This window comes from Arthrobacter sp. UCD-GKA (assembly GCF_001863355.1).
Lineage (GTDB): Bacteria > Actinomycetota > Actinomycetes > Actinomycetales > Micrococcaceae > Paeniglutamicibacter.
In genome coordinates this window covers 97,724-110,371 of record NZ_MOLR01000002.1, presented here as the reverse complement: position 1 = coordinate 110,371, position 12,648 = coordinate 97,724, and the positions used below count along the sequence as shown (strand labels likewise).

The window sequence follows — 12,648 nt, the reverse complement described above, 5'->3', positions numbered from 1 at the left end:
CCGCGGCCCTTGCCCAACGGCTCGGCCATGAAGGTGGAACCGTCGTATAGAACCCCCGGAGCCATCGCGGCTTGACAGGAGGACGATGGATTTTCTGCGGTGGCTCATTGAAGCTTTCAATTCTTACATCACGGTGGGCAGCAGCGCGCTGCTTGTCCGCGAAGTGGTGGGCAACGTCTTCGGACTTGCCTCCGCCCTGGGCGGCATCCGCCGCAAGGTCTGGGCCTGGCCGGTGGGCATCGTCGGCAACCTGCTGCTGCTGACGGTATTCCTCGGCAGCATCTTCGGCCACGACCAGACGGCAAACCTGCTGGGCCAGGCCGGACGCCAAATCATGTTCATCGCCGTGTCCTTCTACGGCTGGCAGCGCTGGAAGTCGAGCCGGGAATCCGGCGGCAGCGCCGTCACCCCGCGCTGGGCCACCGGCACCGAACGCATCTCCCTGGCCGTGGTCATGGTCGTCGGCACCGTGGCGCTGACCCCCATCTTCGGGGCCCTGGGATCCTACGAACCGGTGTGGGCGGATGCCTGGACCTTCGTCGGATCGCTCCTGGCCACCTACGGCATGGCCAAGGGCCTGGTCGAGTTCTGGCTGATCTGGGTCATCGTCGACGTGGTCGGGGTGCCGCTGCTCTTCAGCGCCGGTTACTACGCCAGCGCCTTCATGTACCTGTTCTACGGCTGCTTCACGCTGGTCGGGTTCTTTATCTGGTGGAAGGCCAAGAACGACTCCAAGCCCAGCATCGAAACCGAAATGCCCGATCCCACGGTGAAGGTGAATCCCTGATGGAACCCTCACGCGCAACCGCAGCCATGCGGCTATCCCTGGAGCTGGCCCGCCGCGGCACCCGGGGTGCGAACCCGCTGGTCGGCGCCGTCATCGTCGATGCCGAGGGCACGATCCTGGCCACCGGCTACCACCGGGGCGCAGGCACCCCGCACGCCGAGGCCGACGCCCTGAACCGCCTGGGTCCCCTCGACCCGGCCGCAGCACGAGCCGCCACCATGGTGGTGACCCTCGAACCGTGCAACCACACCGGCCGCACCGGGCCCTGCTCACGGGCCATCGTCGATGCCGGCATCGGCAACGTCGTCTTCGCCGTCACCGACGGCGGCAAGGACTCCGGCGGGGGAGCGGCAACGCTGCGCGCGGCCGGGGTCGAGGTCAGCCAGGGGCTGCTGGAAGCCGAAGCCACCGAGCTGAACCACCGCTGGTTCGCCGCTCGGGCCGTGCAGCGGCCCTTCACCACCTTGCACCTGGCCCAGACGCTGGACGGCCGGATCGCCGCGGCGGACGGAACCAGCCAATGGATCACCTCCCCGCGCTCGCTGCTGCACGCCCACGAGGTGCGCGCCCGCGTCGGCGCCATCGTGGTGGGCACCGGCACCGTGCTTGCCGACAATCCGCGCCTCAACGCCCGCAACGAACACGGCGAACCCTTCGAGCACCAGCCCCGGCGCATCGTCATGGGCCTGCGCGACATCCCCGCCGACGCGGCACTGAAGGCCGATGGGAACTGGGAACAGGTCCGCACCCGCGACCCGCACCAGGTCCTGGCGCTGGTTGCCTCCCGCGGCATCGACCACGTGCTGCTCGAAGGCGGGGCCTCGATCGCCACCGCATTCCTGGCAGCCGATCTGGTCGATGAGATCTTCCTCTACCAGGCACCCATCTTCCTGGGCGCTGGCCGCGGCTCCGTCGGGGAGCTGGGCATCGAGACCCTCTCGGCCGCCCGGGCCTTCCGCCTCGATCCCGTCGACGGCGAGGCCGTGCGCATCCTGGGCCCCGACACCCTTACCCACCTTGAACCCATGCCAACGGGCACCGGCACACTCTAAGGAACCAACACATGTTCACCGGAATCATCAGCGGCATGGGCCGCATCGAAGCCATTGAATCCTCCCCGGAAACCGACTCGGTCATCCTGCGCATCAGTGCGCCGAACCACACCGATGACCTGGAACTGGGCGGGTCCATCGCCGTCAACGGCGTCTGCCTGACCGCAACCTCCATCGCCGGGGACACCCTGTCCCTGGACGTCATGGGCGAGACCCTGCGCCACACCACCATCGGCGCCCTGGCCCGGGGCGAGGGCATCAACCTGGAACGCTGCGTGCAGGCCGGCGGGCGGCTGGACGGCCACGTCGTCCAGGGCCACGTCGACGGCGTCGGGCACCTGCTCGAGCACGAGTCCCTCGGGGCCTGGGACCGCTTCCGCTTCTCCATCCCCTTCGAATTGGCCCGGTACGTGGCCAAGAAGGGTTCCATCGCCATCGACGGCATCTCGCTGACCGTCACCGAGGTCTCGGAGGCCCGCGAGAACCAGCAGTGGTTCGAGGTCGGGATCATCCCCACGACCCTGCGCGAAACCACCCTGGGCCAACGCGTGCCCGGTTCGGCGGTCAACCTCGAGGTCGACGTCATGGCCAAGTACGCAGAGCGCCTGGCCTCCTTCAACACCACCGAAAGCAGCGCATCATGAGCACCGATCCCATCCGCCTGGACTCCATCGACGCGGCCATCAGCGCCATGGCCGCCGGCCAGGCCGTCGTGGTGGTCGACGACGCCGACCGCGAGAACGAGGGCGACATCATCTTCGCCGCCGAGTTCGCCACCCCCGAGCTGATGGGCTGGACCATCCGCCACAGCTCCGGCGTGGTCTGCACCCCGATGGATTCGGATCGCGCCGACGCCTTGGGCCTGCCGCCCATGGTGGAAGACAACCAGGACGCCAAGGGCACCGCATACACGGTCTCCTGCGACGCGGCACACGGGGTCAGCACCGGCATCAGCGCCGCCGACCGCGCCCTGACCTCCCGCATCCTGGCCGATCCGGCCTCCGGACCGGAACTGATCACCCGCCCGGGCCACATCTTCCCGCTGCGTGCCGTCGCCGGCGGGGTGCTGGTGCGCCGCGGGCACACCGAGGCCAGCGTCGACTTGTGCAAGGCGGCCGGCCTGGAACCGGTCGGGGTCATCGCCGAGCTGGTGCACGACGACGGATCGATGATGCGCCTTCCGGCGCTGCGCGAATTCGCCGATTTGTGGAACATCCCGCTGGTCAGCATCGAGGACCTGGCCGCCTGGCGCGCCACCTCCGACGCGGAGCCGGCCGTGGGCACCAGCGCGGCGGCCGTGCAGGGCGGGCCGGAAGTCAAGGTCCCCACCCCGCACGGGGAATTCATGGTCCGCGCCTGGCGCGAACGAGGCAGCGGCACCGAGCACCTTTCGCTCAGCGCCACCGGCCCGGACGGCACCATGCCGCTCGAACCGCTGGTGCGCGTGCACTCCGAATGCCTCACCGGGGACGTCTTCGGCTCCTACCGCTGCGATTGCGGCGAGCAGCTGGCCGCCGGACTCGAGGCCATCAACGAATTCGGCGGGGTGCTGGTCTACCTGCGCGGCCACGAGGGCCGCGGCATCGGGCTGGCCAACAAGATCCGCGCGTACGCGCTGCAGGACGGCGGTGCCAACACCGTGGCCGCCAACGAGCAGCTGGGCCTGCCGGTCGACGCCCGGAACTACGATGCGGCGGCTGCCATCCTGCATGCGCTGTCTATTCGCCGCGTCCGGTTGATCACCAACAACCCGCTGAAGGAAGAATGGTTGGAGAGTGCCGGAATCGCCGTCACCGAGCGCGTCCCCACCCGGGTGGCGGCGCGCCCCGAAAACCTTGAGTACCTGCGCACCAAGCAAAACCTGATGAACCATTCACTGCAATTGCCAACCACCGAAAACACCAACCCAGGAGTGAAATCATGAGCGGACACGGAGCACCCCTCGTCGGAGCCAACGAACTGGCAGCGGCGGGCGAGGCCGGCATGCGCGCGGTCATCGTCGCGGCCAGCTGGCACACCCAGATCATGGACGGACTGGTGGACGGGGCCCTGCGCGCCGCCGCCGACGCCGGGATCCAGACCCCCGAGGTCATCCGCGTGCCGGGCACCTTCGAGCTTCCGGTGGCCGCTTCGCGCCTGGCCCACTCCTACGACACCGTCATCGCGCTGGGCGTCGTCATCCGTGGCGGCACCCCGCACTTCGACTTCGTCTGCCAGGGTGCCACCATGGGCCTGACCGATGTGTCCGTGCGCACCGGGGTCCCCGTCGGCTTCGGCGTGCTGACCTGCGACACCGAGGAGCAGGCCATCGCCCGTGCGGGCCTGGAAGGCTCCGTCGAGGACAAGGGCTACGAGGCCATGAGCGCCGGGCTGCAGACCGCCCTGGTGCTGACCCGCCGCTAGGGCCGCCGGCCCGGCACCGACGCCCGCTTCACCGGCACCCGCAAGGCGGGAGCAGCCCCGCCGGGGGAGCGGGCATCGCCGTGCCCGGGGCACGGGAGCATCCCGGAAGGCTCAGGCCTCGCCGAGCCAGCGGCGCAGGCGGGATACCCCGTAGTCCTTCTTCTCTTGCGCGATGGTCTCGCTTGCCACATCGTAGCTGCCGTGGGGCCGGGCACCTGCGGCAAAGGTGATGTTCAGGCGGGCCGCACGATGCGGGCCGAAGGCGACGTAGCAAACACCATTGCCGTCGTAGCCACGCGTTCCGGCGGACCGGTTGATGCGTGCGGCAATGGCGTCAACCACCACCGCGCCCTACCCCTCGGCGAAAATCCCGGCCTTGGGGGTCCCGACGCTGGTCACATCCCCGATGGCGAACACGTCCGGGTGGGAAGTTTGAAGGGTCAGCGGATCCACGGGGATCCAGCCCTCGAGGGCCATTCCCGATTCGGCAACCACCTTCGGGACCACGTGCCTGGGCACCCCGAGGAACAGGTCGAAGGGCATGGTGGTGCCGTCGTCCAGCACCAGCTCCCTGCTCGCCGGTTCCAGCCGTTCGATCACCTTCTGGGGATGCCAAGCGATGCCGCGCTCGGCAAAGGCTTCAAGCAGCGCCTCGGAGGCTGCCGGCACCGGCGGCACGGGGGTGCGCAGCGGCATCACCAGGGCGATTTCCGAGCGTTCCCGCAGCCCCCGGGAGACCAGCAGGTCATGCACCAGGAATGCCGTCTCGCTGGGTGCCGGCGGACACTTGAACGGCGTGGAAGTGACGCCAATGACCACCCGGCCGCCGTCGAAGTCGTTCAGCGCCCGGCGCGCGGCCAAGGCGCCCGCGACGCTGTAGTATTCATGGCCGCACTCCAGGAGCCCGGGTGTCGCCGACGGGTCGAGGTCCGCGCCCAGGGCCACCACCAGGTAGTCCGCCTCGAAGGAACCGGAGTCCGTCTCCACGCGCTTGGCCACCGGATCGATGGACAGTACGGCGGCTCGCACATGCTTCACGCCGGGCTTGTCGAGCTGGCTGTAGGGGTGGCTGGCTTCTTCCTCGGTGAGCCTGCCGAACATGACATCGAGCTTGGAAAAGCCGAACATGAAGTGTTCGTTGCGGTCGATGAGGGTGACCTCGATGTCGGCACCGAAACGTTCCGAAAGCCCCGCCGCCACCTCGAGCCCGCCGAAACCGGCACCCAGAACCAAGACCTGCGTAGACATGCGACCAACTCCATTTGTGGGGTGACGAGCTATATCCGACGGTATGGCCGGCCGGTGCCGTGGTCAAGGCAAAGACCTGCCGATGCAAAGGAACCCGCCCGGCCCGGGAACGGATCATTCGCTCGCGCCCATTAGGCTCGGCCCCGCTCTGGTGGACACGAATCAGGAGCGGAAGCGCTATCGGCTGACTATGGAGATGTTCGAGCCGATATCGACCCGGGCATTCCCCGCCGGTGATTCGATCTGGACCGTGAGGGGTCCGCGGGCCGGCCGAGACATCTTGGTGGGGAACCACAGCCGTTCGCGCTGCACAACGATCAGGAGACCGTCATGGCTTCCCATGGAGGCGAAGGTGCTGGAACAGTCGAAGTAGTTGGGGATGGACAGCTTCTCGGACAAGGTCGCCACGGTGGCCGGAACGTCCGCGACGCCGACCCCGACTTCACTGATGGACAACATCTGCGGATTTTCGCCCTTGCCGGTCATGGCGGAGGCATCGGCATCGCGGGCGATGAACTCCAGGATGATGCCTTCGGGACCCAGGAAATACAGGGAACGGGATTTCCAGTCATCCGAGCCGAGGAAGACCGCAGAGCCGCCGACCTGGAGCGGCGGGACACGACGGGCCAGCCATGCGTGGGCCACATCAAATTCCGAGGGCAGGATTCCGAAGGCGAGGTGGTGGACACCGTCAAAGGCATCCCCGGCACTCAGCATGAGGCGGCTTGAACCGATGGCGACCTCCGCGCCGGCGGGAGTCGTTTCGACCGGTAGCAGCAAGATGTCTCTGTAGAACCCCACTGCCTGGGCGAGGTCACGGACGGTAATGGAGACGCTGGAGATTTTCATTTCTGGGATGCCTTCGCTGGGAGGGGGTGCTACGGGATGCCTTAGGATCAGATGATTCTCGAGCCAAAACTTCCGGCCAAGAGAATCTGCGGTGATTCGTGTGGCCGCGCGATGCCCGCGCTTCGGTTTGGTGCTGCTCCCTCGCGGGGCTGCTTCCTCAGCAGCCTCAACCTTCTGCTTCGTTCACGCGCGGAGATTGCCGGCTGCACCGAATCTTGTTCCCGGTGCCCGGCGGCGGCTTGGCCTTCGTTGTCGATCAAAGTGGCAGTCATGGGTTTCCTTGTGTTCGTGGGCGTAGGCACCATGGAACAAGCTAAAGCTAGCTTGAGGTCAAGCCGGTGGCATGCGAGCATGGGCAGATGAGCCCCGCCACACCCAAAAGCCTGCTGCCCATCGGCGAAATTGCGAGCCGGGCAGGTCTGTCGGTACCCGCCGTGCGGTACTACGAGTCCCGCAACCTGATCTCCTCGGAACGCACCGCCGGCAACAAGCGTGTCTTTCGCCGCTACACCCTGCGGCGGCTTGCCGTCATTGCCGCCGGACAACGCGTGGGCCTCACCCTGGCCGAGATTGCAGATGCGCTGGCCGAACTCCCCTCGGACAGGGCCCCGACCCAGGACGACTGGCATCAGCTCAGCACGCATTGGGCGCTGCTGGTGGCACGACGTATCCGCCAGCTGGAAAAGCTCCAGGGATCACTCGATGACTGCATCGGCTGCGGTTGCCTCTCCCTCAAGAAATGCAGTCTCTTCAATCCCCAAGACGAAGCGGCAGCCGAGGGCCCGGGTTCGCGGTGGGTTCGCCGGAGCCTGGAAAGCAACGACGGGGAAGAAGCCCGCGGCTGAACACCGTCCGTTGCTCCCATGGCAATGACGAATCCGGGGGACGGCGACTCGTAGGAGGCTCGTCACGCGGTCTGCTCGAATCGATCCATTGATCGCAGCAGCGAGGCCAACTGTGTGTGAGAATCTTCCCATGTCCAAAGAACCACGGATCTGGCGGAACACCACCCATGACTGGGACATGGAGGTCGACGTTGACCATCTGGAAGGAATCCGGCGCGACCCGACTTTCGATTCACGCAACCGGGACTTGCACTTGGTCCTTGAGGTTCTTGCCTACCCAGCAGACGAAGCCTCGGACCAAGGTGGCGGCTCAGCCCTGATCACGCTGCATCCGGACGGTTCGATTTCCGTGGCTGACAAAGGGCGGGGAACCGACACCCGGCAGGATGTTCATGGGCGCACCATCAGGAAGCCGGTCATGGCCAGGAAGGATCTTAGGTTCTTCGATTCCACCGACGCACCGTTGCTGCCCGACGGGCAACCTCGCCGAGGCATGTCCGTGGTTGCAGCTTTGAGCACTTGGCTGGTCCACACCAATCGGCGCACGCACGGTTCATGGACCCAGCGGTACGAACGGGGAATTCCCGTGACGGAGCTGATCCCGTTGCCGGACAACGGGACGACCGGAACCACGGTGCATTTCCTGCCCGACCCATCCCGCGCGCCCGGCGCCAAGATATTGGTATCCGAGCTCGAAACCTTGGGCGAGGCTCTGGCTCCGGTTCTCTCCGTCGAGGTTCGAGATTGCCGATCTTGAAGGCACGAGCGGCAACGGCCGGCCCGACGTCGCCGCAGGCCGAGGAGCATTTCCCGCACGGTGGCTCGTGGTCGGCGTCGAACTGAACGGGTGGCAGCCAGCGCCGATCCGCGACGCCGGCGTTCGGCCTTGTTTGAGCCAGGGTTGCCTGGCGGTCCGGGGCGTATCAGGAGAAAGCGTGGTGCGACTACATGTGCCGCGCGACGGCAGGCCGCTGGAACACGAGCAAGGCGTCGGCGACCAAATCGTGTGGGTAGCGATCCCAGAGAATCTCCGTGGTGCCCACAAGGGTGAGGTGCTGTCCAAGCGCGCGCTTGCAGTCGCGGATCAAGTGGGTGGTGAGGTCCATGTGGTGGATGTCGGCAAGATTCCACACCACGAAGCCGCCGGGCACAACGACCCGCGCGCATTGGGCCGCGACGAGGCCGAGCTCGGCCAGGTAGCGGTCGTAGTCCCCGTCATTTTTCTCGTAGGCGGTCAGCGGGTCGGGTTCGTGGTTTTCAGCCGTCATGTATGGGGGAGAGGCGACGATGAGGTTGACGTCCGTGTCGGGCAGGGGCGACTCGGCGCCGCGGACGAGACGCAGCAGTTCCCGGGCGTCTCCCTCGATGATGTGGGCGCCGGACACCCTTTCCAGCAGGTAGTCCACGCGCTCGGGCAGCAGTTCGATGCCGAGGGCTTCCCGCCCCAGTGCGATGGCCCGTACGAGGGTGGTGCCGAAGCCCGCGAACGGGTCAAAAACCAGGTCGCCGGGTTTGCTGCACCGTTCAATGATGTGGTCCACAATTGCCGAGACCATGTGCACATCTTCGTCGGCACCCGGCGGGCGCTCGGCCACGAACGTGTCGTGCGTTGCGGCAAGGTGCGAATCCAACGGGGATGTTTTGGGTATGCTCTCGATCAAATCTTTTCGAAGTCCTTCATCATGCGAAGTGTACCCTTCGGGGGCGTCCAGCGACATTGCACGGGGCCTTTGACAGGTTCATGCTGGAGTCATGGGATTCCTCAAGGCGTCGCAGAACCTGCCCAAGCCCTTGGCCTACGCCCTGCTGGGTGCCTTGTGGTGCGGCTTGCTGGGCGGCGTGGTCGGATTGCTCGTCGGACTGAGCGTCTATCCACCCACGGCATGGGCCGCGGTCCTCGAGATAGGTGTCCCGGCGGCATTGCTTGGCTTTGTCGCAGGAATGCTCGTGGGCGCAGCCATGCTGCTAGCGGATAGGCGCCATGGCGCCAAGCCAAGCCACTGAGCAGGAAGGCCGCCGAAAGCTCTCGCCGCGATGCTCACCGGCCGGCGCGCAGCAACCGTGCCGTGGCGGCCAACCCGTCCGCGGTGGGCCTGGCGGCGGGAGCCTCGACGAATCCGAACCCGTCGTTCGCCACGCGCGGTATGACATGCAGGTGTGCATGGAACACCGATTGCTCGGCAACTGCCCCGTTGGACATCAAAAGGTTGACGCCCTCGCAGGGCAGCGGGGAATCGCGCAGGGAATCGGCAACGCGGCGGGCGAGATCGAACATCGCCGCGGACGTGGCCTCATCCAGGCCATGGATGTCGCGCACATGCTTCCGGGGAACCACCAGGGTGTGCCCGGCATTGACGGGTGCCGCGTCAAGGAAGGCAACGCAACGCGCATTCGAGGCCACCACGTGCCCCTCGGCGTTGCCGGAGGCAATTTCGCAAAAAGCGCACTTCTCGTCCATGAAGGTGAGCATAGTCCGTTGTCAGGTACCGGATCGAAGCCCAAGCGCGTGTCCCGGGTAGCGTCCGCGTCATGTTGGCCCGTCGCGGGGAGTCCTTCGTCACAATGGGGCCGCGGTTGTGAATGCTTCCAACGGGCCAAGATATCCTGACCATGTGAAAACTTTTGACACCCTCTTCGCCGAACTCTCCGAGAAGGCCAAGACCCGCCCCGAAGGTTCGCGTACCATCGCCGAACTGGATTCCGGCGTGCATGGCATCGGAAAGAAGGTCGTGGAGGAAGCCGCCGAAGTGTGGATGGCTGCCGAATACGAATCCGACGAGGCCGCCGCCGAAGAAATCTCCCAGCTGCTCTATCACCTGCAGGTGATGATGATCGCCAAGGGCCTGACTCTGCAGGACGTTTACAAGCATCTCTAGCCGCCGCTTTCGGGAGACATCCTTTTCCCGTGCCGCGGCGGCCAACAAACACCCATTTGTTGTCCTCATGCCGTAATACCCCCCCTCAGAGCCTGAAACGAGAAACGCACCATGCTGCGAGTAGCACTTCCCAACAAGGGAGCCTTGTCCGAAATCGCCTCGACCATGTTGTTGGAGGCCGGATACGTCCAGCGCCGCGACAACCGCGAACTGGTCATGGTCGACCCCGACAACGACGTGGAGTTCTTCTACCTCCGTCCCCGTGACATCGCCGTGTACGTCGGCGGCGGCATCCTCGATGTCGGAATCACCGGACGCGACCTGTACCTCGACGCCGAGGTCAACGACCACGTCGACGAGGTCCTTCCGCTGGGCATCGGCAACGCCGCCTTCCGCTTCGCCGGCCCCGCCGGTTCCTTCACGCACCAGAACGAGCTCAACGGCAAGCGCATCGCCACCAGCTACGACGCCCTGCTGCGCAGCTACCTTCTCGAGAACAACATCGACGCCTCGGTGGTCCGCCTCGACGGTGCAGTGGAGTCCTCGGTGCGCCTGGGCGTGGCCGACGCCATCGCCGACGTGGTGGAAACCGGAAACACGCTCAAGGCCGCGGGCATGGAGGTCTTCGGGGACCCCATCCTGAAGTCCGAAGCCGTGCTCATCGGCCGCACCGGCCAGACGCCCGCCGGGCTTGAGGTGCTCAAGCGCCGGCTCACCGGTGTGCTGGTGGCCCGCCGCTACGTCATGCTCGACTACGACGTGCGCCGGGACCTGGTCGACGAGGCCACCCGGCTGACCCCGGGACTGGAATCCCCGACGGTTTCCCCGCTGCAAGACTCGGACTGGGTCGCCGTGCGCGCCATGGTCAAGAAGAGCCACACCAACAACATCATGGATGAGCTGTACAACATCGGCGCCCGCGCCATCCTTGTCACCAACATCCACGCCTGCCGCATCTAGCAAGCACCCAAGCGCAGTACCCCTCGAAGAACACCGCTCTTCACTACTTTTCCAGGAGTTGATCCTTCATGACTGTTGCGATCCGTGTGATCCCATGCCTCGACGTGGACAACGGCCGAGTCGTCAAGGGAGTGAACTTCGAGGGCCTGCGCGATGCCGGCGACCCGGTGGAACTCGCCAAGCGCTACAACGCCGCCGGCGCCGACGAAATCACCTTCCTCGACGTCACGGCCTCTTCGGGCAACCGCGAGACCACCTATGACGTGGTCGCCAAGACCGCCGAGGAAATCTTCATCCCGCTGACCGTCGGCGGCGGCGTGCGCGCCGTCGAGGACGTGGACCGCCTGCTGCGTGCCGGGGCCGACAAGGCCTCGATCAATACCGCGGCCGTCGACCGCCCCGAGGTCATCAACGAAATCACCCAGCGCTTTGGTTCCCAGGTGCTGGTGCTCTCCCTGGATGCCCGCCGCACCGACAACCCGGACGTCGCCTCGGGCTTCGAGGTGACCACCCACGGTGGGCGCACCGGCACCGGCCGTTGCGCGGTGGCCTGGGCCAAGGAAGCTGCAGAACGTGGTGTGGGAGAAATCCTGCTGAACTCGATCGACGCCGACGGCACCAAGGAGGGGTTCGACCTGGAAATGATCCGGGCTGTGCGCGCGGAAGTCACCGTTCCGCTGATCGCCTCCGGCGGTGCCGGCGGTCCCGAGCACTTCCCGCCGGCCATTGCCGCAGGCGCGGATGCGGTGCTTGCCGCCTCCATCTTCCACTTCGGGCCCGACGACATGATCAAGCAGGTCAAGGACGCCATCCGTGAAGCCGGTTTCCCGGTCCGCTGACCCCGTGTCCCTGGACGAAACCATGTCCAGGGGCTGGCAGGCGCTGACGGAAGAAGTCGTTGACGGCTGGAGGTGCCGGTTTTCCGGTGGCGTGACGAAGCGCGCGAACTCGGTGCTGCCGCTGTCCGAGCCGCGCGACGTTGCCGCGGCGATCACCGGGATTGAGGACCGCTACGCCGGCAAGGGCCTGCCGGCGGTGTTCCAGATCAGCCCGGACTCCCTGCCGTCGGATCTCGATGCACTCTTGGCCGAACGCGGCTACCTGCTGGATTCGCCCACCCTGGTCCAGTACCTGCCCCTGGAGGACTCCGGCAACCAGCCGCCTGTTCCCGTAGATGCGCGCATCGAGCTGTCCGGACTACCAGGCGAGGGGTGGCTCAATGCCTTCTGCGAGGTCGAAGGGCCGCACGGTGCACCGCAGCAAGGCATCAGCCGCGACATCCTGGCCAACACCGATTCCATCTATGCCTCGTTGGCCGTCGACGGCGCCATCGAGGCCGTGGCCCGGCTGGCACTGGTCGGGAACCTGGGCGGTATCTATTCCGTGGCCACCCGCGAAGCGTTCCGCTCCCGCGGCCACGGACGCGCGGTGGTGCGGGCCCTGCTCGTCGAGGCATCCAGGCTGAAACTGGCCGGAGTGTGGCTGCAGGTCGTCGAATCAAACCTCGTGGCCCGCGCGCTCTACGAATCCATGGGCTTTGAAAGTGTTTCCCGCTACCACTACCGGGTGGGGCCCGCCGCCCGTCTGTGACGATCCAGCGTCACGGCACGGAGCGGATCCGGACCCGA

The 12,648-nt window shown here is 66.3% G+C and carries 17 protein-coding genes; 12 read left to right on the top strand and 5 right to left on the bottom strand.

Translation table 11 applies throughout. The features are described from left to right. Positions 1 to 85 precede the first annotated feature (85 nt). The 5 genes from pnuC to ribH are packed head-to-tail and all read left to right on the top strand — an operon-like array spanning position 86 to position 4,242. Complete coding sequence (gene pnuC / locus BLJ79_RS03710) at positions 86 to 787, top strand: nicotinamide riboside transporter PnuC (RefSeq protein WP_071213349.1); 702 nt, start codon at positions 86 to 88, stop codon at positions 785 to 787. Next, positions 787 to 1,839 carry a bifunctional diaminohydroxyphosphoribosylaminopyrimidine deaminase/5-amino-6-(5-phosphoribosylamino)uracil reductase RibD gene (gene ribD / locus BLJ79_RS03705; RefSeq protein ID WP_071213348.1) on the top strand — a complete coding sequence of 351 codons (1,053 nt, stop codon included), beginning with the start codon at positions 787 to 789 and terminating at the stop codon, positions 1,837 to 1,839. Before pnuC ends, ribD begins: the two co-directional genes overlap by 1 nt. Positions 1,840 to 1,850: 11 nt before the next feature. Then, positions 1,851 to 2,483 (top strand): riboflavin synthase, encoded by a 633-nt coding sequence (locus BLJ79_RS03700; protein WP_071213347.1) that lies wholly within the window; start codon positions 1,851 to 1,853, stop codon positions 2,481 to 2,483. Next, a complete protein-coding gene (locus tag BLJ79_RS03695) occupies positions 2,480 to 3,763 on the top strand; it encodes a bifunctional 3,4-dihydroxy-2-butanone-4-phosphate synthase/GTP cyclohydrolase II (RefSeq protein WP_071213346.1) in 1,284 nt (427 codons plus the stop codon). The genes BLJ79_RS03700 and BLJ79_RS03695 overlap by 4 nt, the downstream gene beginning before the upstream one ends. Further along, entirely contained in the window at positions 3,760 to 4,242 is a 483-nt protein-coding gene (gene ribH, locus BLJ79_RS03690) for a 6,7-dimethyl-8-ribityllumazine synthase (RefSeq protein WP_071213345.1), read from the top strand. Before BLJ79_RS03695 ends, ribH begins: the two co-directional genes overlap by 4 nt. 111 nt (positions 4,243 to 4,353) lie before the next feature. Here ribH and BLJ79_RS23525 read toward each other — a convergent pair whose 3' ends face one another. The 3 genes from BLJ79_RS23525 to BLJ79_RS03680 form a co-directional block, all read right to left on the bottom strand. Beyond that, positions 4,354 to 4,584 (bottom strand): hypothetical protein, encoded by a 231-nt coding sequence (locus BLJ79_RS23525; protein WP_217641788.1) that lies wholly within the window; start codon positions 4,582 to 4,584, stop codon positions 4,354 to 4,356. Between the two features lie 9 nt (positions 4,585 to 4,593). Next, positions 4,594 to 5,490 (bottom strand): NAD(P)/FAD-dependent oxidoreductase, encoded by an 897-nt coding sequence (locus BLJ79_RS03685; protein ID WP_217641786.1) that lies wholly within the window; start codon positions 5,488 to 5,490, stop codon positions 4,594 to 4,596. Between the two features lie 177 nt (positions 5,491 to 5,667). Next, on the bottom strand, positions 5,668 to 6,339 hold the full coding sequence (locus BLJ79_RS03680) for a VOC family protein (protein WP_071213344.1): 672 nt from the start codon (positions 6,337 to 6,339) through the stop codon (positions 5,668 to 5,670). Positions 6,340 to 6,698: 359 nt separating this feature from the next. Here BLJ79_RS03680 and soxR point away from each other — a divergent pair, with 359 nt between their 5' ends. Together soxR and BLJ79_RS03670 are read left to right on the top strand one after the other, a co-directional pair. After that, positions 6,699 to 7,184, top strand: coding sequence for a redox-sensitive transcriptional activator SoxR (soxR, locus tag BLJ79_RS03675; protein WP_071213343.1), 486 nt, complete (start codon positions 6,699 to 6,701; stop codon positions 7,182 to 7,184). 178 nt (positions 7,185 to 7,362) lie between these two features. Further along, on the top strand, positions 7,363 to 7,941 hold the full coding sequence (locus tag BLJ79_RS03670; protein ID WP_175475380.1) for an ATP-binding protein: 579 nt from the start codon (positions 7,363 to 7,365) through the stop codon (positions 7,939 to 7,941). Between the two features lie 187 nt (positions 7,942 to 8,128). On the opposite strand, the gene BLJ79_RS03665 is transcribed toward BLJ79_RS03670, so the two are convergent. Then, the gene (locus tag BLJ79_RS03665; protein ID WP_071213341.1) at positions 8,129 to 8,902 is read right to left on the bottom strand and encodes a TRM11 family SAM-dependent methyltransferase; all 774 of its coding nucleotides are present in this window, start codon (positions 8,900 to 8,902) and stop codon (positions 8,129 to 8,131) included. A 34-nt stretch (positions 8,903 to 8,936) separates the two neighbouring features. Between BLJ79_RS03665 and BLJ79_RS03660 the strand changes: the two genes are divergently transcribed. Continuing rightward, positions 8,937 to 9,188 carry a hypothetical protein gene (locus BLJ79_RS03660; RefSeq protein ID WP_071213340.1) on the top strand — a complete coding sequence of 84 codons (252 nt, stop codon included), beginning with the start codon at positions 8,937 to 8,939 and terminating at the stop codon, positions 9,186 to 9,188. Between the two features lie 34 nt (positions 9,189 to 9,222). On the opposite strand, the gene BLJ79_RS03655 is transcribed toward BLJ79_RS03660, so the two are convergent. Further along, positions 9,223 to 9,642, bottom strand: coding sequence for an HIT family protein (locus BLJ79_RS03655; RefSeq protein WP_071213594.1), 420 nt, complete (start codon positions 9,640 to 9,642; stop codon positions 9,223 to 9,225). Positions 9,643 to 9,796: 154 nt separating this feature from the next. On the opposite strand from BLJ79_RS03655, the gene BLJ79_RS03650 reads away from it, so the two are divergent. The 4 genes from BLJ79_RS03650 (at position 9,797) to BLJ79_RS03635 (ending at position 12,610) form a co-directional block, all read left to right on the top strand. Continuing rightward, complete coding sequence (locus BLJ79_RS03650) at positions 9,797 to 10,060, top strand: phosphoribosyl-ATP diphosphatase (protein WP_071213339.1); 264 nt, start codon at positions 9,797 to 9,799, stop codon at positions 10,058 to 10,060. A gap of 111 nt (positions 10,061 to 10,171) precedes the next feature. Further along, positions 10,172 to 11,020, top strand: a complete 849-nt coding sequence (gene hisG / locus BLJ79_RS03645; RefSeq protein WP_071213338.1) for an ATP phosphoribosyltransferase — start codon at positions 10,172 to 10,174, stop codon at positions 11,018 to 11,020. Positions 11,021 to 11,088: 68 nt separating this feature from the next. After that, positions 11,089 to 11,859, top strand: coding sequence for an imidazole glycerol phosphate synthase subunit HisF (hisF, locus tag BLJ79_RS03640; protein ID WP_071213337.1), 771 nt, complete (start codon positions 11,089 to 11,091; stop codon positions 11,857 to 11,859). After that, positions 11,834 to 12,610: a GNAT family N-acetyltransferase gene (locus BLJ79_RS03635; protein WP_083410983.1), complete on the top strand. Its 777-nt coding sequence runs from the start codon at positions 11,834 to 11,836 to the stop codon at positions 12,608 to 12,610. The genes hisF and BLJ79_RS03635 overlap by 26 nt, the downstream gene beginning before the upstream one ends. The last annotated feature ends 38 nt before the right edge of the window (positions 12,611 to 12,648 follow it).